Origin of the sequence: Synechococcus sp. BDU 130192 (genome assembly GCF_963876085.1) — a bacterium.
Lineage (GTDB): Bacteria > Cyanobacteriota > Cyanobacteriia > Cyanobacteriales > MRBY01 > MRBY01.
The window spans coordinates 85,343-106,046 of sequence record NZ_CAWNNO010000059.1 but is presented as its reverse complement, the minus strand read 5'-3'; the positions used below and the strand labels follow the sequence as shown (position 1 = coordinate 106,046).

Sequence of the window (20,704 nt, the reverse complement as noted above, 5' to 3'; positions counted from 1 at the left end):
AGTGCGCTCCCAGTAAGTGTTTACAATTCTCTTTAATGCTAAAGGGTTTTGGCCCTATAGAGCTTGGCAAAGGTGACGAAAATGATCGCCCCGGTGCTCGAAACTGCGGTATTGATCGAAGCTGGCACAGGCGGGAGAGAGGAGCACTGTTTTCGGTTGATGGGTCGGAATTAAGGCAACACTGCGGGCGATCGCTTTTTCTAGGGTTTCGACAATTTCGTATTGGGTGTAATCGCTCTCTTGGAGGAATTGGGCAAACTGGGGAGCCGCCTCACCAATTAAAAGTACCGTCGCTGCCTTTTCTTTAATTTTTTCGATCCAAGCCTCCGCGTTACCTGCTTTGGGTTCGCCCCCAGCAATGAGAATCACTGGGCCAGGGGCCGCATTTAAGCCCACCTCGGCGGCGTCGTAGTTGGTTGCTTTACTGTCGTTGATAAAATCAACCCCCTGGTGCTGGCGAATGAACTCAAGACGATGGGGCACACCCGGAAAGGTAGCAATGGCTTTGGCGATCGCCCCTTTGTCAATATTTGCTAACCGGGCAGCGGCGATCGCCAAGAGTAAATTCTGGAGATTATGGTCGCCGACCATTTTGAGCAGAGAAACCGGAATTACCAATTCCCCAAAGGCTTTCACCCAAGCATCCTGGATAAATACCCCCCGTTTAGGATCGCACGGTAAATGTTCTGCTCCCTTGATGCTTGTCCAGTAGGCGTCGGGCCATTGCTCCGCCTGCGATCGCAAAAACGGATCATCCCCATTTAAGACTTGGCGACGACTGCGCTGAATAAGGGACGCTTTGATGCTGTGATAATTGTCGAGGGTGTAGTGGCGGGCGAGGTGGTCTGGTGTGAAGGTCGTCCACACGCCAATTTGAGGACAGAGGGTCGGCGCAGATTCGATCTGATAGCTACTAATTTCGGCCACAATCCACTCCGGGGTGGCTTCTCCCAACGCAAGCTCACAGGCGGCATGGCCAATATTCCCGCAGGCAGGGCCACCACGACCTGCTACCTGAAAAATTGCTTCGACCAGAGCCGTAGTGGTGGTTTTACCATTTGTGCCCGTAATGCCGACCCAGGGTTTTTGGTCTAAATTGCGCCAGGCCAGTTCCATCTCGCCGATGGTGTCAATGCCTTGATCCCGCGCCTCTTTCAGAAAAGGAATATCCCAGGGCACCCCCGGACTGACGACGATTAAATCCGGGCGATCGCCTTCTTCCAAACTGGGGGTATGGCCGAGTTTGACCGTAATCCCTTGGGCCGACAGCTCCTGTTGCACTGCCACGAGGGATTCATCCGTTTGGCGATCGCCTAAGACCACCTCCCAACCTTGTCGCTTTAAAAGCCGTGCTGCCGCAATTCCTGAACGACCAATGCCAATGACGAGCGCCTGAGCCATACCATCTCTGTCGAAATAATGTGATCGCTGATTGTACCGAATTATGGCCGCTTTCCCCTAACCAAATCGATAGCCAAAGCCCCGCACTGTGATTAAATATTCCGGCTGACTCGGATCTAACTCTAACTTTTCCCGTAACCAGCGGATATGCACATCTACCGTTTTTGTATCCCCTAGAAAATCAGCACCCCAAACCTGTTCAATCAACTGATCCCGTGACCAGACCCGGCGCGGATAGCTCATAAACAATTCCAATAAACGATATTCCTTGGGCGATAAACTCACTTCCTCGCCCCGCACCGTCACCCGACACTCCTCCGGGAACAAAGAAATATCCTTAAACTGGCGCACCGAATTTTTAGGCGTGCTCCGGATAAACTGCTGACGCCGCAACAGCGCACGGCACCGGGCCACCAACTCCCGCAGACTAAACGGTTTGGTTAAATAATCATCTGCGCCCACCTCTAGGCCCAATACCCGGTCTGTCTCACTCGCCTTGGCACTTAGAACTAAAATCGGAATTGTGTTTCCCTGATATCTCAAAAAACGACATAGATCTAAGCCATTCACCTCCGGCAACATAATATCTAGGATCACCAAATCCAGAGGCATATCCGGGGCATTGAATTCTGGATTTTGCAGCATATTCAAGCCTGTGCGGCCATTATCCGCAAAAAAGACCTCATAGCCTTCTTCCTCTAAACCCATCACAATCATGTCACGAATGACTGCCTCGTCCTCCACTACTAGGATCCGTGCTTTCGTCGATAGCTCAGCATCTAGGGTATGTGACATCAAATCAAGGGAGAGCATAAAAATAAATTATTTACAGGGTTACGCCAACATATACATCAAAAGGCAGAGATTTGGCTAGTACATTGTGATTTCCTATACATTCACACTGCCAAGTTTAGCCAGGGTCAGGATTTAGTCCATGAGTTGTAAATCACCAGCTAGGGTTTGCGCCTGTTGTCGCACAAACTCCACCTCCTCCGCTAGCCAAGTCCGGACTTCATGGTGATGAGCCGCTAACAGTCCCCACAAACGTTGATCGACGATGATTGGCGCAACCAGATCGGCCCGCACCCGAATTGATCGTAAAAAGTCCAGGTGACAAGGGTCAAAATCACTTGCCTCAATATCTGTAATTTGTAGGATTCTGCCTTGGAGATACCGTTGGGCATAATCACCATTAAAACAATCATCGGCCCCCGTCGAGCCTAAAATCGAAAATTCACTCTGGCTCAGGGATTCAATGATCACCTGCCCTTTCCATTCCCGGTAGAAATAATAAATGACAACCCGACTCACCCGGAGTTGCCAGCGTGTTTGATCAGTGGCCTGTTGTAGCAATTGATTACGAGTCAGGGTGCGATTTAATCGCTCGTTCACTCGATTAAGACTTCGATCAAACATATTCGACTGCTAGTTTTATTACCTTCGATTTTATAAAGATCTCCTTCACTTTGGGAATTAATGATGAATTTCCTCGGAGGGCGCTCCAGTTTTAACCTGCTTTGGCAAGGGATCTGTCTTGAACAAAAAAGCCCTGACAAACCATAGTGGCTCCCAGGGCAGAGATTAACAACTTGCTGAAATTGCACGATAGTGTGACTAGCAGAAGCTCACAGCAACGTTTTTAGTAAACTTCCACATGCCAACGGTGTTCTTTTTTCATGGAGCGGCGCATTTCTTCCCAATTGAGACCACGCTTCTCTGCTTCGGCGGTAAAGGTTTCGTCAATGGGGGGTTGCATGCCCTTGAGACCACACATATAAACATGGGTATTGGGTTTTTGAATCATCTCAAAGAGTTCATCAGCATATTCACTAACGCGGCTTTGAACGTAAACCTTGCCACCATCGGCGGTCTTTTGTTCGCGGCTAATGGCGTAGGTTAGGCGGAAGTTGTCAGGATTTTCCGCGGCCATTTTCTCGAAGTCGTCTTTATAAAGGATATTGGCAGTGTAGGGGACACCGAAGATGAGCCATGCCTTGCCTTTAAATTTGTAGTCTTCGTGCTGCTCTTTGAACATCCGCCAGAGGAAAGCCCGGAAAGGTGCAATCCCAGTGCCGGTAGCGAGCATGACGACAGTTGCGTCTTCGTCATCGGGCAGCAGCATTTCTTTGCCAACAGGGCCAGTGATCTTGACGTCATCTGTGCCGACAGGAAGATTACAGAGATAGGTAGAGCACACACCATAAACTGTTTCGCCAGATTCGGGATCTTGGTATTCGAGTTGACGAACACAGAGGGAGACGGTCTTGTTGTCTTCCATATCGCCATGACGGGTAGAGGCGATGGAATAGAGTCTGAGCTTGTGGGGTTTCCCGTTTTTGTCTTCACCGGGAGGAATAATCCCAATACTTTGACCTTCTAGGTAGCGCAGATCGCCTTCGGAAATATCGAAGGTTACGTGACGCACGGTGCCGCTGCCGCCTTCGTCAACAAGCTCGTAGTTTTCGATACATTTGCCGAGGAAGGGAGTCTTCGGGCGATAGATATTAACTGGAACTGAGGTGTCAGTGGTTTTGGGGTGAACGATTTTTGTTGAAGAAGCCATAGGAGATTGTGCAGATGCTTGGGCGGAGGACTGGCCTTCACTCACAATCTGGGCTGCATCTTCTGCGGGACGGATACTAACGATTTTGCCTCCCAGTTTGGTAATGCGTTGCATTTCCTGGTTCATTCTGGCATAGGGCACAGTAATAAATGTGGTGCCACTTTTACGAACGAGGGAGTTTTCGTTACGACCGTCGCCACCCAGACCAACAACTTCGTAGATAAACAGACGATTGGCGTAGGATTGATTTCCAGTAGAGTTTGCTGTGCTAGTGATACCGTACATTATGTGCAGTTTCCCAATTATTTTGATTTATCAGTTTTTTTGATCTTAAAGGGGGTGGATCGTCGGTACAAACCGCTTTTTCCCGCTTTAGAGTCAAGATTATAAGGGCTTTACTCCATTTAGACTATCATTGTGCTGCCCATGCTTTACTGAATGGGGCGGGAAGTGCAACTGATTTTGATGTATCAGAATTGGGATAGCAAGGTCACTGGAAACACGATCTTAGCCGGGCTCGGTTCCTTGGAGTTAGTTAGTGCAAGATTGTGAGTCAAGGAAGTTTAGAAAAGCATTTTAGGGATGTTTCTCTAGGGGTTTTGTGATGGCTGTTGCATTCTTCTTGGGGCTTTGTAAGGGGATCTTCATAGAGGTAATCTTTTTAGATTTTCTTTAGATTTTTTTGAAATGGATTAGAACAGGGCGATCGCCTTTGCTGGGGAATTGTGATAGCAAAATATAATCAAACGGCGGCAATCCGTTGAAGATTTAGGGGGATATGTCACAATGAGGGGCGAAACTCTTTGACCATTGGTGTCTATTTAGAACAGCCCAAACAGAGCAACTCGCCCCAAGCAATTCCGAAAAATGCCCTTGGTCAACTGTGCGCTGTCACCCAAAATTTGTTGGGAAATTTGACATCAATGGATGTGTAACTTAGAAAGCAAGAATCCTAGGCATTCGTAATGGAACCGCTTTATCAATATGCATGGTTGATTCCGGTGCTGCCTCTGTTGGGGGCAATGGTTATCGGGATCGGCTTAATCTCCTTAAACAAATTCACGAACAAGCTACGGCAACTCAATGCGGTATTTGTTCTGTCGCTCATCGGCACTTCGATGGCCCTCTCTTTTGGGCTACTCTGGAGTCAAATTCAGGGTCATGAAGCCTTTACCTACACCCTAGAATGGGCGGCGGCAGGCGATTTTCATCTGCAGATGGGCTATACCGTGGATCACCTGAGTGCCTTGATGTCGGTGATCGTAACCACGGTGGCCTTGCTGGTGATGATCTATACCGATGGTTACATGGCCCACGATCCGGGTTATGTCCGTTTTTATGCTTATTTGAGCATTTTTAGCTCGTCGATGTTGGGCTTGGTGTTTAGCCCAAATCTTGTGCAGGTTTATATTTTTTGGGAATTGGTGGGGATGTGTTCCTACCTCCTGATTGGCTTCTGGTATGACCGCAAGGCGGCGGCCGATGCTTGCCAAAAGGCTTTTGTCACAAACCGTGTCGGCGATTTTGGTCTCTTGCTAGGGATGCTCGGTCTCTATTGGGCCACGGGCAGTTTTGAATTTGATCTGATGGGCGATCGCCTGGTGGATCTCGTCTCGACAGGGCAAATCAGCTCCCTCCTGGCCATTGTCTTTGCTGTACTCGTTTTCCTTGGCCCCGTGGCTAAATCCGCCCAATTTCCGCTCCATGTGTGGCTCCCCGATGCCATGGAAGGGCCAACCCCCATTTCCGCTTTGATCCACGCGGCGACCATGGTTGCTGCTGGAGTGTTCCTCGTGGCGCGGATGTATCCCGTGTTTGAGCCGATCCCAGAGGCGATGAATGTCATTGCCTGGACGGGGGCAACCACCGCTTTTCTAGGGGCGACCATTGCCTTAACCCAAAACGACATCAAAAAAGGTCTTGCCTATTCCACCATGTCCCAGTTGGGCTATATGGTGATGGCCATGGGGATCGGTGGCTACACCGCTGGGTTGTTTCACCTAATGACCCATGCCTACTTCAAAGCGATGCTCTTCTTGGGTTCTGGTTCTGTCATCCATGGCATGGAAGAGGTGGTCGGCCATAATGCTGTGCTGGCCCAGGATATGCGGCTGATGGGTGGCCTGCGGAAATATATGCCCATCACTGCCACAACGTTTCTCATTGGCACCCTCGCTATCTGTGGAATCCCGCCTTTTGCTGGTTTCTGGTCGAAGGACGAAATTTTAGGCTTGGCATTTGAGGCTAATCCAGTGCTCTGGTTCATTGGTTGGGCCACCGCTGGCATGACCGCTTTTTATATGTTCCGGATGTACTTCCTGACCTTTGAAGGGGAGTTTCGCGGCACCGATCATCAATTGCAAGAAAAGCTCCTGACAGCGGCAGGTCAAGCCCCCGAAGAAGGCCACCATGGCTCTAAGCCCCACGAGTCTCCTTTGACGATGACTTTCCCGTTGATGGCTTTGGCGGTTCCGTCGGTATTGATCGGTTTGCTGGGGGTTCCCTGGGGCAATCGGTTTGAAGCTTTTGTCTTTTCTCCCAACGAAGCAGCAGAGGCTGCTGAGCATGGTTTTGAATTGACAGAATTTTTGATCATGGGTGGTAATTCTGTGGGGATCGCCCTCATTGGTATTACCATTGCCTCACTGATGTATCTCCAGCAGAAAATTGATCCGGCTCGTTTGGCCGAAAAATTCCCGGTGTTGTATCAGTTGTCTTTGAACAAATGGTACTTCGACGATATCTACAACAATGTTTTTGTGATGGGTACCCGGCGCTTAGCCCGACAAATCCTTGAGGTGGACTATCGCGTCGTCGATGGGGCCGTAAACCTCACGGGGATCGCCACCCTCCTGAGTGGTGAGGGCTTGAAATACATTGAAAATGGCCGCGTCCAGTTCTATGCGCTCATTGTGTTTGGGGCGGTGCTAGGCTTCGTCATTTTCTTTAGTGTGGCCTAGCCGTCACTGTATTCCGAAAGTTGAGAAAATAAAATTCCCCCTTGCCTGAGTGGTGAGGGGTTTTGTTTTTCCTGATAAGATTTGCAGTGGCGTTGTTACAGGGGTTAACAGGAAAAATTATGGCTGGATTTAAACAAGGAACCCAGGTAAAGCTGACACAGTTACCTCCCTATCTCAAGACCGCAGACCCGATGCCGATGTTGCGTCCGGCAGATTTGTTGGTGGTGGGGGCGGTTGGCACCCTAGGCGATCGCCGCCCTGGTGGTTATTGGGCGGTTAAGTTCGAGCGGGGCTCTTTTTTGCTTGAAGAAACCTATCTAGCAGTCGCCACTGGGACGGCCTAAACCTAGGAATTGGGCAGATCGACAGCCGGACTCAGGGGGACAAAATCGCCGTGAATAGTGAGGCCGAGGCACATGGTTTCGCCTGTTTGGATGCGTTTCCCCGTAAGGGCGCAGGTTTCATCCTTTTGGGCGATCGCCTCAAGGGTCGCCCGAATATCTGCTTCGCTAAACTGGGGGCGATAATCCCCTGAGTTGTGATTGACGTAGTTCCAGAGAATATCGCGGATTAGGGCCTGGTATCCTTGATGGCCGGCAAGTTCCTTGAGTTTATCTTTCAGTTTGCGCTCTAGGCGAATACTGGTGACTTCCATTTCTGTCGTGCTAGTTGCCCGAGTCATAATTTTCGCTGATCCCCTTACATTTAAGACTTTACTAAATATCTGTCCTCGGAATGAGGCAAAATATCAAAAGTTGTAGTGTCAGTGTAGTGAAAATGTTTTAGAAAAAAAAGCGCGATTTGGCTGAATTGTTACTCATTGACAATATCTAAGGCGATCGCCTCCGCCACTTTGACCCCATCAATGGCTGCCGAGAGAATGCCCCCTGCATAACCAGCTCCCTCCCCCGCAGGATAAAGGCCCTGGGTGTTGATGCTTTGATAATTTTTTCCCCGTTTAATGCGAATTGGCGAAGAGGTGCGCGTTTCCACCCCCGTTAACATTGCCTCGGCCATAGCAAACCCCTTAATTTGTTTGTCAAAAGCGGGTAGAGCTTCCCGAATTGCTTCAATGGCGTAGTCCGGGAGCGCGGTGCTGAGATCCGTTAGCTTAACTCCCGGGGCATAAGAAGGTTTTACTTTGCCCAACGACTCAGAAGAACGACCTGCGAGAAAATCTCCCACCAATTGACCCGGCGCACTGTAATCGCCGCCACCCAGTTCAAAGGCTCTGGCTTCTAATTTTCGTTGGAGATCGATGCCTGCGAGGGGATGCCCTGGAAAATCCTCTTCTGGGGTAATGCCAACAACAATCCCTGCATTGGCATTGCGTTCGTTGCGGGAATATTGGCTCATGCCGTTGGTGACGACTTTGCCTGCCTCGGAGGTGGCCCCAATCACCAAACCCCCCGGACACATACAAAAGCTATAGACCGAGCGCCCATTTTGACAGTGGTGGACGAGCTTGTAATCGGCGGCACCGAGAATCTTATTGCCAGCAAATTCCCCGTAGCGACATTCATCGATCAGGGGTTGGGGATGTTCGATCCGAAAGCCAATGGAAAAGGGCTTGGGTTCAATGTAAACACCCTGGTCATGGAGCATCTGGAACGTATCCCGCGCACTGTGTCCCATGGCCAACACCACGTGGGAACTGGGAATAAATTCGCCATTTTCGAGGGTGACGCCCTTGACCTGATGGTTTTCTAGTTCGAGGGTTTTGACCTTGCTTTGGAAACGAATTTCGCCGCCGAGGGATTCGATGGTTTTGCGGATGCTTTGGACGATGCCGACGAGTTTAAAGGTGCCAATGTGGGGTTTGGCGATGTAAAGGATTTCGGGGTTAGCCCCGGCGGCGACAAATTCTTCGAGGACTTTGCGTTTGTAATGGTGGCGATCGCGCACTTGACTGTAGAGCTTCCCATCGGAAAATGTCCCTGCGCCCCCTTCTCCAAATTGGGCATTAGATTCGGGGTTAAATTCTCCCTTCTTTTTCCAGAAATTAAAGGTGTCTTTGGTGCGCTCATTGACGGTTTTTCCCCGTTCTAGCACAATCGGCCGAAAGCCCATTTTGGCTAGCATTAATCCCGCAAACATCCCACAAGGCCCCATGCCAATGACGATGGGCCGCGTCGCACAATCTGCCGGTGCTTGGGCCACCATTTTGTAACTCATGTCTGGGGTGGGAAGCACGTGGGGATCTTTTTTGAAGCGTTTTAGCAAAGCTTGATCCTTCGTGGTGTGCACATCAAAGATGTAGACGAGGTAAATATTGCTCTTTTTACGGGCATCGTAGCTGCGCTTGAAAATCTGATATTCCAGCAAGTCATCCGGCTGAATTTTTAACTTCTGGCAAATGGCCTGGGCGATCGCCTCTGGGCTGTGGTCGAGGGGCAGTTTGATTTCCGTAAGACGAAGCATGGCAGTTACTGACAAAAATAGCGATGATAATCCCTGGGGCCGGGGATTCTTATTAAAAACGAAAAAAATCTTCCCCACAATGGCGAGGAAGACCCGGACTCAATAAATAAAGAATTAGTCAGCGGCCTTAGATCAACCCCAACCAGCTCAGGACGCCTTCTTTGGTGAATAATTCGATGGCGATCGCAATGATGATCCCGATCATCGCCGCCCGGCCATTGAGCTTCTCGGAATAGAGATTGAAGCCAAACTTCGGATCTTCAAGATTGGGCTTAACGGTGGGTTCTGGAGCTGCCATGGTAAAAACCTCGTCTTATCGAAATTAATGTAATAATTCTTAATATGTAGTGTAGCGCACAAAAGCCACGGTCGTACATTTCGCTATTTCATGCCTCAATCGTTTTATTTATCTATCGCCATAGACTTTTGCACTTAGTTGTTGCCAAGTTTATTCGCCTTAGAAATAGATGGCGATCGCCATTGAGGTTATCCAAAATGCTAGGGCATCTTTAATCTAATTGTTACACGACCAAACTGCGATCGCCTGCTGATCAGAGAAGCGAAGGGCGAACGGTCACACAACATCTTGGGGCTTAATTCGACAATATTTTTCCAAGTTGATCATTGCGATCGCCCCTATTTTGTATAGCGGGATACATCAAGCCGACCATAATTAAAGGCTAATAAAGCTTAAGTTGAGTGCAGTGATTACATCTAAACAAGAACACAATATCAATTTGCTCTTTAAGCCCTGGGGGTATAGGGGGCTCTATTTGGCAGCATAAATGATCAATTTTTGGAAACAAGAAGGCAATGACGAAAATTTTGATTATTGAGGATGAAGCAGAAACCCGTAATGTTTTCCTTAAGTGTCTAGAATTTGAAGGCTTTAAAACCTGTGCTGCAAGTAATGCTTTAGATGGTATTGAACTGGCATTAAACGAACAACCAAATTTGATCGTGTGTGACATTCTCATGCCCGACATGGATGGTTACTTCGTGTTGTCAAAAATACGCCGCTCACCTAAAACAACCGCAATTCCTTTTATCTTTCTCACCGCCAAAGTTACCATGGCCGAGCTTCGCTATGGTATGCAACTCGGAGCAGACGATTACCTGACCAAGCCTTGCACGGTTGAACAATTTCTAGGGGCAATCAATGTTCGACTAAAGCGACAACAAGACACGATTGAAAATCACCATCTAGATTCGACAAAAAATAAAACAGTTGTTTCTTCTGGTGCCGAAATCGACTTTCCATTAACAGATATTGATCGCGATTTTTCTTTTCCCTACTCCAGCAATTTAAATCGAGCGTTTGATTTTATTGAAGATCATTACCATCAACCCATTAAAATCAAGGCGATCGCCGAGGAAGTCGGTTACTCTACGTCTTACCTGAGTAATTTAGTCCAAAAAGAAACTGGCTATACAGTCAAGCAGTGGATTATCGCAAGGCGCATGCTGCAGGCTCGCAAACTATTGAAAAATACAAACAAGCCAATCCATAAAATTGCAGAATTGTGTGGCTACCATGATGCTGGCTACTTTACCAACCAATTCCGGCGATTCCATGGAAAAACACCATTAAATTGGCGTTCTGAGCAAATATAGCCTGTCTTCTTGTGGGTTGCCAGGACAGTTTTTCACAAAAACTAACTGAGAATAACATCTTCAGAAAAGACTTTTCTGTAATTAATTTAACAAAAAAAGCAGGATATCAAGGGAGTTGAAAAAACAGCCTAAAAAAATGACATTTTTTCAAAAAAAAATCTAATGTTTATTACGAAAGTGGCTGCTACTATAGACCGCAACTCTTAATAAATAAAAGTACTTTTCTGAGTTTTAGAACTCTTTCAAAATTCTGCGGTTTTGAAAGTTTAAGTTGTTATTTTTGGGTAGATATAAATTATGACTCTGATTTCAGCACAGCAGGCTTTACAGGGACTAGGGGGTTCCGACTCTTTCGGTGGCAGGCGCTCGAACTTACAGTCTTTGTGTCATGTTTGTGGAAAATACCATGGCGCGAGTGATCACTGGCAGTTTATGCAGACGATGCCGCAAGATCCTGTAGAAATGGTCGATGACCTCGTAAAAATGGGGATTTATAAAGAGAATCAGTTGCGGGCTGCAGAAGGAGTAAATGCCTACGAACTGAGAAAAACTTTATTTTTGAAGCGCATTGGTCGCAGTGATCCAAAGCGAGAGAAGCTGATCTTGGCCCTCTGTAAGCAGGCTGGCGGGATGGAAAATGCTTTTGCGGCAGCCTTTGGGCCCCAAGCTGGTCTATTTTTTGCAGACTCAATTCGTAGTAGTCAACAGACCCGTCGAGAATTTCTGCGGAATATGGCCGTCGGTGCTGCCCTTGTGAGTTTAGCGAGTTGTGGTCAGGATACAACGCCCCCCGCGGCAGACGCTCCGGCAGATGCGCCAGTGGGTAATTTGGAGAAAACTGATTTACAGATTGGTTTTATTCCCATCACTTGTGCGACGCCCATTATTATGTCTGAGCCTTTGGGCTTTTATGAAAAGTATGGTTTTAATGCCAAGGTCGTCAAAATGCCGAGCTGGGGGGCCGTCAGAGATTCGGCGATCGCCGGCGAATTGGATGCCTATCACATGCTGGCTCCGATGCCCATTGCGATGACTTTAGGTCTTGGTTCCGAGGCATTTGGCGTGAAGCTGGCAAGTATCGAAAATATCAATGGTCAAGCGATCACCGTTGCTGAAAAATATAAGGGGCAGGTAAATGGGCCTGCCGACTTTAGGGGCTTTACCATTGGGGTTCCCTTCCCCTACTCAATGCACAATCTCCTGTTGCGTTACTACCTCGCGACGGGCGGCATTGATCCTGATGTGGATGTTCAAATTCGTCCTGTTCCCCCGCCAGATAGTATTGCTCAGTTGGTAGCGGGTGATATCGACGCATACTTGATGCCTGATCCGTTTAACCAGCGGGCCGTGTACGAAGGTGCAGGCTTTATCCACATGTTGACCAAAGAAATTTGGCCAGGTCATCCTTGTTGCGCCTTTGCCGCGAGTGATCAGTGGATTGACGCCAACCCCAATACCTTCCGCGCCCTAAACAAGTCCATTATCGAAGCGGCTGCTTACGCTCAAGTCCCTGAAAATCGTCCTGAAATTGCCAAAGCGATTTCCGAGCGGGCCTTTCTTAACCAGCCTGTGGAAGTTGTCGAAGCAGTTCTCACTGGCAAGTTTGACGATGGTAATGGCAATAGCCTTGATATTCCTGACCGAATCGGCTTTGACCCCTATCCTTGGCAGAGTTTTGCAAACTGGATTTCTTCCCAGCTTGTGCGTTGGGATCTTCAGGGTGACGGATTGGCTCCCACAATTATTCCTGAGACTGGCTATGACACCGTTGGTACGGATGTCTTTCTCACCGATTTAGCAAGAGAACTGGCAACTGAGCTTGGTCAGACACCGCCCACTGAGATCTATCGCGAGGAGACCCTCAAATTTGACACCTTCGATCCCGCTGATCCTGCGGCTTATGTGCAACAGCAAATCGATGAATATGGCGTGTAATTTTTAGGAGGTTTTTTATTATGGCAGTCACAAGTAAACGACTACCAACATCAGCTTACGCTAGGCCGAAAGAGTCCCTTTGGCAAAATGAGAATTTTCTCGCATTTGCACTATTTGTTGCTTCCCTTATTGTCTTTTTAGGAGGATGGGAAATCAGTGCTCGCATAGGAATCCTTGCGAATATGCCTACTGCTTCTTTGACTCTCAAGGAGCTGTGGTGGTGGACGACTAATCCTTTTTTCGACAATGGGCCTAACGACCTCGGCATTGGCTGGAATTTGTTAATCAGTTTGCGACGGGTGGCGATCGGCTATCTTGCGGCTTCTTGTGTCGCTGTTCCCCTCGGAATCTTGATTGGTATTTCACCGATCGCCAGAAAAGGTTTTAACCCATTCATTCAGTTGTTAAAACCCGTATCTCCCCTAGCGTGGCTACCTCTTGGTTTATACGTCTTGCGCGATTCTGAGCAAACAGGTGTTTTTATCATCTTCATTTCCAGTATTTGGCCGACTTTGATCAACACGTCTTTCGGTGTGGCGAATGTTAGTAAAGAATATTTGGATGTGGCAAAAACCCTTGGTGCTTCGAGTTTCCGCACCATTTTCAAAGTGATTATTCCTGCTGCTCTGCCCAACATCTTGTCGGGTTTAAGGATCAGTATGGGGATTGCTTGGCTGGTCATTGTGGCAGCAGAAATGTTGTTGGGTACAGGTTTAGGCTACTTCATCTGGAATGAGTGGAATAACCTTTATATTCCGAACATTTTGGTGGCGATTCTGATCATCGGTTTGGTTGGTCTCATTCTGGATAGTTGCTTTGCGGCTGTCGAAAAATTTGTTGCATTTGGTCGAAAATAATGAGTGTTACTCCTGTGAATTACGCAACTCCCCTAACGCCGGAAGATACTTTTTCGGATACGGCTCAACTTTCAATTCGTAATTTGACCAAAGTCTTTCACGGTAAACAAAGTTTATTGGGTAAGGTTACTGGTAAAAAATCGAGAGATTATGTGGCGATCGAGGATATTAGCCTCGATATTGAACCGAACACTTTTGTGTCGATTATTGGGCCTTCGGGCTGTGGTAAGTCCACGTTACTGGATATGATTGCGGGTTTGTCGCCTGTCACTTCTGGTGAGATTCGTCTTAATGGCGTACCGATTACTGGGCCAGGGCCTGATCGCGGCATGGTGTTTCAAAGTTATGCGCTGATGCCTTGGATGACAGTGGAGGAAAATCTCTACTTTGCGGTGGAAACGGTTTATCCGGATATGCCGAAAAAGCAAATTAAGCGCACGATTAAAGAGCATATTCAGCTTGTGGGTCTAACGGGTGCGGAGAAAAAGCATCCCCATCAGATTTCTGGTGGCATGAAACAGCGGGTCGGTATTGCCCGTGCTCTGGCGATTAATCCCCAAATTTTATTGATGGATGAGCCGTTCGGAGCATTGGATGCGCTAACGCGTGGGTTCTTGCAGGATGAGATTGAACGCATCTGGGAGCGGGAACGGAAAACGGTAATCATGATTACCCACAGTATTGATGAGGCTTTATTGCTTTCTGATCGCATCATTATGATGACCCGTGGCCCGGCTGCTGGTGTGGACGAAATCTTGGATGTGCCTTTCCCTCGTCCTCGTAATCGTGAGGAGCTGGATCAGTATCCGGAATATCACGATCTAAAGGTTGAAATGGAGAGTCATCTTTCTCGCGAAACCCGCGCGGTTGAGGCGGCAAGAATTAGTCGTTAAGCGACATGATTCGATTTGGTTACGTTGTAATTTTGATTTTTTAGAGGATTTAAAGAATGGCAATTTCTGAGGTTACAGAGAAGCTTTTAGCTGCAAAAAAGGCTGCTGGTATTTCCTTTGCAGATTTGGAAGCGAAAGTCGGTTGTGATGAGGTTTGGATTGCTTCCGTGGTTTACCGTCAGGCCAGTGCCTCTTTAGAAGAAGCAACCAAGATTGTGCAAGCGATTGGGGCGGATGAGTCTCTAATTGAGCCGTTGACCGAATGTCCTTTAAAGGGTTCGCTTGAGCCTGTCATTCCGACGGATCCTCTCATCTATCGTTTCTACGAAATCATGCAGGTTTATGGTATGCCCATTAAAGCGGTTGTCCATGAAAAATTCGGCGATGGCATCATGAGTGCGATTGATTTCTCCATTGATGTTGAGTGCGAAGAAGATCCCAAAGGCGATCGTGTTAAGGTGATCATGTGCGGTAAGTTCTTGCCCTACAAGAAATGGTAAGTAGAGCTCCTGCTATGAATTAATGGCGTTTGCATGGATCGGGGCTGTTAGTGATTGGCTGGCAGCCTCTTTTTTAAACAGAATTTGTGTTGAGGCTTTGAAATATGACATCGACTCCAAAAAAGTTAGTCCCTCCTTTTGATCGAGAAACGGCGATCGCCAAAGTGCGGATGGCAGAAAATGCTTGGAATGGTCGCGATCCGGATAAAGTGTGCATGGCCTATACAGAAGATAGTTTTTGGCGCAACCGTGCTGAAATTTTTCAAGGTCGGGAAAATATCCGTGAATTTCTGCGCCGTAAGTGGGATAAAGAGCTAAATTATCGTCTCGTCAAAGAAATGTGGGCCTTCGACGAAAACCGGATTGCGGTACGCTTTCAATACGAATGGCAAGATGATGCAGGGCAATGGTATCGCGCCTATGGCAATGAAAATTGGGAGTTTGACGAAAATGGTTTAATGCGCCGTCGAGAAGCCAGTATTAACGACAAACCCATTGCCGAATCTGAGCGCCGCTTTTTTTGGGATGCCCCTGGCGATCGCCCCCTCGATCATCCTGGATTGATTAATTCCCCTGAATAAATACAAAATTTTCAGCGTTCCCATCATCTGCAAGCGGTAATTAGCCCATTGATTCACATCAGTCTGAGTTGACTCAATGGGTAACGGCAGCCGAGTGATAGAGTCAGTCATAATACTTTCTACTGTACTGATGTCGAGGATAATAACGTTTCTTGTCTAAACCATTTGCCCAAGAATTAAAACAGCTCCGTCGCCAGCACCAACTCATTTTAAATGCCGTTGGCGAAGGGGTTTATGGCCTTGATTTAGATGGCAATGTGACCTTTATTAATCCCGCTGCCGCTAAGATGATTGACTGGCCAGTGACAGAGTTGGTCGGCAAGTCAATGCATACGGTATTGCACCATTCCCATGTGGATGGTTCGCCCTATCCCCGTGAAGATTGCCCAATTTATGCCGCCCTCAAAGATGGTAGTACCCATCGCGTGATTTCCGATGTATTTTGGCGCAAAGATGGCACCAGTTTTCCGGTGGAATATATCAGCACCCCCATGAAAGATGAAGATGGCACTTTAATTGGGGCGGTTGTCACATTTCAAGATATTAGTCAGCGGCGTTGGGCAGAAAAAATTCTTGAACAGGCCAATGAAGATTTAGAGCAAAAAATTCAAGAGCGGACCCAAAAGTTGCAACGAGCCAATCAACAGCTAAGGGAACTTAGCGAAATGCGTTCACGCTTCATCACCATGGTTTGTCATGAATTTCGTAATCCCCTTAATAACATCACCCTGTCTGTTTCTTCCCTGAAACGTTATGACACCCATCTTTCCTTAGCAGAAAAAGCAGGTTATCTTTCCAGTATTAATGCGAATGTTGAGCGCATGACTCAAATCATTGACGATATTTTAGTGATTGGTAGGATTGAAGCCAAAGTTCTAGAAGTTAACCGAACAAAAGTTGATGTAGTGGCATTTTGCCGTCGGTTATTAGAGGAAGGAGAATTTATTCGTCAGTCTGATCCCATTAAATTGATTTGCCCCAGCCATTCGATTATCACTGAGCTTGACGAACGCTTACTCTATTCAATTTTAGGAAATTTACTTGCCAATGCGATTCGTTACACCCACGCGAGTGGCGCAATTACTTTGAGCTTAAGAAAGTGGAAACAAATATTAATTATCAAAGTCCAAGATGAAGGGATTGGCATTGCCTTAAAAGATCGAAAATATCTTTTTGAACCGTTTCATCGGGGTTGTAATACCAGTAATATTCCTGGTACAGGACTAGGGCTAAGTATCGTTAAACAGTTTGTGGATCTCCTTGGAGGCAATATTCATGTGTCCAGCCGAATCAATAAAGGAACGACTTTTACTGTGAGATTGCCAATGTTCAATAACAGTAAAAACAATATTTCGGCTTCCACCAGTTAATTAAAATCAAAAAATATCATCTTGAGTTTATTAAAAAATATTTCCTATCAACTCAAGGATTCAAGCTAATGATTAGATGTGATTGGGATTAAAGTTTGGCAAAAGCGAAGAATGTGTTCGGCGACGAGGGTTGTTTGCTCCACATGGGGGAGGTGGCCACAATTGGGAATCCAGTGGAGGGTGCTATTGGGTAAGCCCTGTTGAAAGCGATGGGCTGCTTTTGTGCCAAGGATTCGGTCTTGTTCACCCCAGAGAATTAAGGTGGGTTGCTGGATCTGCTTCAATTTGGGATAAAAAGAGCCATAGCCACCGCCTTTTGTAAATTGAATCAAGGCTTCCTGCCAGCGATCGCACTGGACATGCATCGCGCCACAGAGCACCGCATCTGTTGTGACTTTTGTTTTATCGAAATAGGCACTCTGGCAAATCTTTCGGCGGATATTCATGCTCCCTAAAAATTGTGTAGCCCACCGATCCAAAGGCGGTACCATTGCAAAGCGGCTGAGGGGTTTTGGGGCCAGACCAGCACTATCTAAGAGGACAATTTGCTTGACCGCGTCGGGGTAGCTCAGGGCAAAATCGAGGGCCACCGCCCCACCCATGGAGGCACCAACAATCACTACCGGGCGATTAATTTGCTGTTGCCAAAACTGGTAGAGGTGGGTTTTGATGGTTTCTGGGGTAAAGGGAAGCTGTTCTGGTCGCTCCGTAAAACCGAAACTGAGCAAATCCACGGCCCAAACAGGATGCTGCTGGGCTAATTTGGGCAAAAGATAGCGGTATTCTAAAACTGAGCTATCAAAGCCATGGATGAGGAGAATGTCTTGGTCGCCGCTGCCCTGTTGGACAAAGCTCGTCAAGATGGGATCTGTCTGAAGCGGAGTGGCGATCGCCACCTGTTGGAGCTGCTGGGCGAGGCGAATCGCATCAAGTTCCGTAAGCTGATTAACCAGAGGCGGTAAAAAAGAAGGATACATAGGGGATTTCAACAAATGCAGCCAAATTGCCTACTTATTGTTACAGGTTTGCCCCTGGCCTACAAGCAAACGGTGTCCGAGAAAATTTAGGGAGCTAGGGCACGCTAAAGCAAAATTGTATGCTTGGGTAGTTGTGGTTTTTCGACAATAATAGAATAGTAGGACTTAGTTCCTTAGAGCTCTTTGTGCCAGTTGACATTTCCCAATTTAAGTTACAGCTACCCATTGTGATTCACCTGCCAGAATCTGTCCAAGCTCCATCAGGATCGTCATGTTCCATTTCCCGCAACCGCCCTTGAAACTATCCCGACGGTTTATCCTCATTATTTTGCTTGCCTTAGCCTATTACGGGACCGCAGAAATTTCTCGCCAGGTTGCTTCGACCCCCCAATCCGTTACCCCTATATGGCCCCCCGATGGCATTGCCCTGGCAGCAACATTTATCTATGGCTATCAAGTATTGCCAGGGGTATTTCTTGGCTCTTTTTTGGCGAATATTTGGGCTTTTTTTCAGGGGGGAAATCTCAATCAAGCCCTCACTTCAATTGTGCAGGTATTGGCGATCGCCCTAGGCACCACAAGCGGTATGGGCTTGGGAAAGTACTTACTAGATACCAAAATTCAGCGCAAAAATCCCCTTAAAAAGCTTGACGATCTCTGCAAGTTTCTTCTATTTATCGGTATTTTAACCCCGGCAATCAATGCCACAGCCGGAGTTTTTGCCCTTGCCATCGGCAATACAGTCACTTGGGCAAACTTTGGAGCATCTTGGTTAACTTGGTGGATTTCTAACGTTTCTGGAATCTATATTTTTACCCCGGCCCTAATTAGTTGGTATGAGCTATTTCAACCACAAACCTTAAATCGTCTCATTCAAAAAGCAATTTTCACTTTCAACAAACAGTCTAAAAAGCCCGCTAAACTTGCCTGGAAATTATTGCTTAAAACAAGATTTGTTGAGGCCCTAAGCCTACTTACAATTATTTTGTTGATTAGTTATATTTCCTTTTCTCAAGATCTCCATTTGGAATATATGCTCATTCCCTGTCTGGTGTGGGCCGTGATTCGTTTTGGTCAATTTGGCGCGACAAATCTTATTTCCCTCGTGACAATGTTAGCGGCACTCGGCACTGTGCGGGGACTGGGTTCCTTTGCCAGTGAAGATATTAACGAATCTTTACTACGCTTGCAGTTATTCACCGTGGTAATCGTGGTGACTAATTTGAGCTTAATGGCGACTTTACGAGAAAAAAAAGAAGCCTTTAACAACTTGCGCCAATCTAAACTCCACCTCCAAGAAAAATCATCACAACTTGAACAAAGCAAAATAATCCTGAAAGAAAATGCCTTTTTATTAGAGCAACAAAACTTAGAGCTCATCGAAGCCAAACAAGCAGCAGAAAATGCGAATCGCACCAAAACGCGGTTTCTGTCTAGTATGAGCCATGAGTTGCGCACCCCTTTAAACGCCATTTTAGGGTTAGTGGAACTGCTCAAAGATTCTGATAATTTAGATGAATACGAACGGGGAGATTTACAAACCATCAGTGACTCAGGGATTCACCTACTCCATCTCATTGAAGATATTTTAGATATTTCTCGCATTGAAGCGGGAAGAGTCGAGCTTCATTTTCAAGAAGTAGATTTTCCCAAATTTCTCCAAGGGATTAAGGGCATTATTCAAGCGCAAATCAATACCGATGCCATTGAATTCATTTGTGAATTCCCCCCCAAGTTGCCAGCAGTGGTAAGCATTGATGAAAAAAAGCTTAAGCAAGTATTGTTAAATCTCTTGCATAATGCGACGAAATTTACAGAGAAAGGCCAGATTATTTTTCGTTTAAAACTTCATTCTTTTCCCGATTTGAGTGAGACTTATACATTGCTCAATTTTGAAGTTGAAGACTCTGGGATTGGTATCGAGCCTGATAAACTCAACTTAATTTTTCTGCCTTTTGAACAAACCGGTAAAGCCAAATTTAAAACCCAAGGGACTGGTTTAGGTCTCGCCATTAGTCAAGAAATTGTCCGGATGATGGGCGGCAAAATTTCGGTGACGAGTCAGCCGGGCGTCGGCAGTAAATTCGAGTTTATGATCTGTACTCAAATTGTCAATAAACCTAGTGACTCCCTTGAAAAAAAGCAAAATCCTTTGTTTGTTTTTGATCGAGAGTTGGCGACGAAACTGCCCCTGAAGATCCTCTTGGCGGAAGATAATTTAACGAATCAAAAGGTTGTCGCAAAAATCCTAAAGAATTTAGGTTATCAGGTAGACATTGTGAGTAATGGTTTAGAAGTTCTAGAGGCAGTTGAACAGCAAATTTATGATGTGATTTTGATGGATATTCAGATGCCTGAAATGGACGGCTTAGACGCCACCAAAGCATTACTTAAACTGAATTTGAAGCCACATCCCTATGTTATTGCGCTGACGGCCAATGCTATGCAGCATGATCGGTTGGCTTGTTTGGAGGTTGGGATGGATGATTACATTACCAAGCCTGTGCGATTGGATTTGTTGGTGCAGGCCCTGTGGCGATCACAATGTTGTCGCCTCGTATTTTAAAAGCCTTGTGTTTGCCGATGAACCCTAGATTTAGCAAAAATCTGTGCCCCCGGTATTTGTCTTTAG

Annotated in this window: 19 protein-coding genes; 11 read left to right on the top strand and 8 right to left on the bottom strand. The window is 46.8% G+C overall.

From position 1 onward, the window contains the following. Positions 1-54: 54 nt before the first annotated feature. The 4 genes from murD to petH form a co-directional block, all read right to left on the bottom strand. Positions 55-1,401: a UDP-N-acetylmuramoyl-L-alanine--D-glutamate ligase gene (gene murD, locus AACT35_RS13070; RefSeq protein ID WP_099238135.1), complete on the bottom strand. Its 1,347-nt coding sequence runs from the start codon at positions 1,399-1,401 to the stop codon at positions 55-57. Between the two features lie 57 nt (positions 1,402-1,458). Beyond that, positions 1,459-2,196: a response regulator transcription factor gene (locus AACT35_RS13065; protein WP_445267910.1), complete on the bottom strand. Its 738-nt coding sequence runs from the start codon at positions 2,194-2,196 to the stop codon at positions 1,459-1,461. Between the two features lie 132 nt (positions 2,197-2,328). Then, on the bottom strand, positions 2,329-2,817 hold the full coding sequence (locus tag AACT35_RS13060; protein WP_012306480.1) for a GAF domain-containing protein: 489 nt from the start codon (positions 2,815-2,817) through the stop codon (positions 2,329-2,331). A gap of 223 nt (positions 2,818-3,040) precedes the next feature. Further along, entirely contained in the window at positions 3,041-4,249 is a 1,209-nt protein-coding gene (gene petH, locus AACT35_RS13055; RefSeq protein ID WP_012306481.1) for a ferredoxin--NADP reductase, read from the bottom strand. Between the two features lie 518 nt (positions 4,250-4,767). Here petH and AACT35_RS13050 point away from each other — a divergent pair. The 3 genes from AACT35_RS13050 (at position 4,768) to sipA (ending at position 7,268) form a co-directional block, all read left to right on the top strand. Continuing rightward, positions 4,768-4,899 carry a hypothetical protein gene (locus AACT35_RS13050; RefSeq protein ID WP_254903390.1) on the top strand — a complete coding sequence of 44 codons (132 nt, stop codon included), beginning with the start codon at positions 4,768-4,770 and terminating at the stop codon, positions 4,897-4,899. 30 nt (positions 4,900-4,929) lie between these two features. Beyond that, positions 4,930-6,924 carry an NAD(P)H-quinone oxidoreductase subunit 5 gene (locus AACT35_RS13045; protein WP_099238133.1) on the top strand — a complete coding sequence of 665 codons (1,995 nt, stop codon included), beginning with the start codon at positions 4,930-4,932 and terminating at the stop codon, positions 6,922-6,924. Positions 6,925-7,043: 119 nt separating this feature from the next. Beyond that, positions 7,044-7,268: a regulatory protein SipA gene (gene sipA, locus AACT35_RS13040; protein ID WP_062432960.1), complete on the top strand. Its 225-nt coding sequence runs from the start codon at positions 7,044-7,046 to the stop codon at positions 7,266-7,268. 2 nt (positions 7,269-7,270) lie between these two features. On the opposite strand, the gene AACT35_RS13035 is transcribed toward sipA, so the two are convergent. From AACT35_RS13035 to AACT35_RS13025, 3 genes are all read right to left on the bottom strand, one after another. Continuing rightward, positions 7,271-7,606: a hypothetical protein gene (locus AACT35_RS13035; protein WP_099238131.1), complete on the bottom strand. Its 336-nt coding sequence runs from the start codon at positions 7,604-7,606 to the stop codon at positions 7,271-7,273. A gap of 131 nt (positions 7,607-7,737) precedes the next feature. Beyond that, positions 7,738-9,345: an NAD(P)/FAD-dependent oxidoreductase gene (locus AACT35_RS13030; RefSeq protein ID WP_099238129.1), complete on the bottom strand. Its 1,608-nt coding sequence runs from the start codon at positions 9,343-9,345 to the stop codon at positions 7,738-7,740. A gap of 127 nt (positions 9,346-9,472) precedes the next feature. Next, positions 9,473-9,643, bottom strand: a complete 171-nt coding sequence (locus tag AACT35_RS13025; protein WP_012306486.1) for a hypothetical protein — start codon at positions 9,641-9,643, stop codon at positions 9,473-9,475. 515 nt (positions 9,644-10,158) lie between these two features. Between AACT35_RS13025 and AACT35_RS13020 the strand changes: the two genes are divergently transcribed. From AACT35_RS13020 to AACT35_RS12990, 7 genes are all read left to right on the top strand, one after another. Continuing rightward, on the top strand, positions 10,159-10,959 hold the full coding sequence (locus tag AACT35_RS13020) for a response regulator transcription factor (protein ID WP_012306487.1): 801 nt from the start codon (positions 10,159-10,161) through the stop codon (positions 10,957-10,959). Positions 10,960-11,256: 297 nt separating this feature from the next. Then, the gene (locus AACT35_RS13015; RefSeq protein ID WP_030007555.1) at positions 11,257-12,894 is read left to right on the top strand and encodes an ABC transporter substrate-binding protein; all 1,638 of its coding nucleotides are present in this window, start codon (positions 11,257-11,259) and stop codon (positions 12,892-12,894) included. Positions 12,895-13,076: 182 nt separating this feature from the next. Then, positions 13,077-13,751, top strand: coding sequence for a nitrate ABC transporter permease (gene ntrB, locus AACT35_RS13010; RefSeq protein ID WP_315862053.1), 675 nt, complete (start codon positions 13,077-13,079; stop codon positions 13,749-13,751). Then, positions 13,751-14,644, top strand: a complete 894-nt coding sequence (locus AACT35_RS13005) for an ABC transporter ATP-binding protein (RefSeq protein WP_012306490.1) — start codon at positions 13,751-13,753, stop codon at positions 14,642-14,644. The genes ntrB and AACT35_RS13005 overlap by 1 nt, the downstream gene beginning before the upstream one ends. 56 nt (positions 14,645-14,700) lie before the next feature. Further along, positions 14,701-15,144, top strand: coding sequence for a cyanase (cynS, locus tag AACT35_RS13000; RefSeq protein WP_030007552.1), 444 nt, complete (start codon positions 14,701-14,703; stop codon positions 15,142-15,144). 104 nt (positions 15,145-15,248) lie between these two features. Further along, positions 15,249-15,725 carry a nuclear transport factor 2 family protein gene (locus AACT35_RS12995; RefSeq protein WP_012306492.1) on the top strand — a complete coding sequence of 159 codons (477 nt, stop codon included), beginning with the start codon at positions 15,249-15,251 and terminating at the stop codon, positions 15,723-15,725. 152 nt (positions 15,726-15,877) lie between these two features. Then, positions 15,878-17,095 (top strand): PAS domain-containing sensor histidine kinase, encoded by a 1,218-nt coding sequence (locus AACT35_RS12990; RefSeq protein WP_030007550.1) that lies wholly within the window; start codon positions 15,878-15,880, stop codon positions 17,093-17,095. A gap of 65 nt (positions 17,096-17,160) precedes the next feature. Here the strand turns inward: AACT35_RS12990 and AACT35_RS12985 are convergent, their stop codons facing one another. After that, positions 17,161-18,072 (bottom strand): alpha/beta fold hydrolase, encoded by a 912-nt coding sequence (locus tag AACT35_RS12985; RefSeq protein ID WP_065710310.1) that lies wholly within the window; start codon positions 18,070-18,072, stop codon positions 17,161-17,163. Positions 18,073-18,343: 271 nt separating this feature from the next. On the opposite strand from AACT35_RS12985, the gene AACT35_RS12980 reads away from it, so the two are divergent. Next, positions 18,344-20,638 (top strand): MASE1 domain-containing protein, encoded by a 2,295-nt coding sequence (locus tag AACT35_RS12980; RefSeq protein ID WP_099238127.1) that lies wholly within the window; start codon positions 18,344-18,346, stop codon positions 20,636-20,638. Positions 20,639-20,704 lie beyond the last annotated feature (66 nt).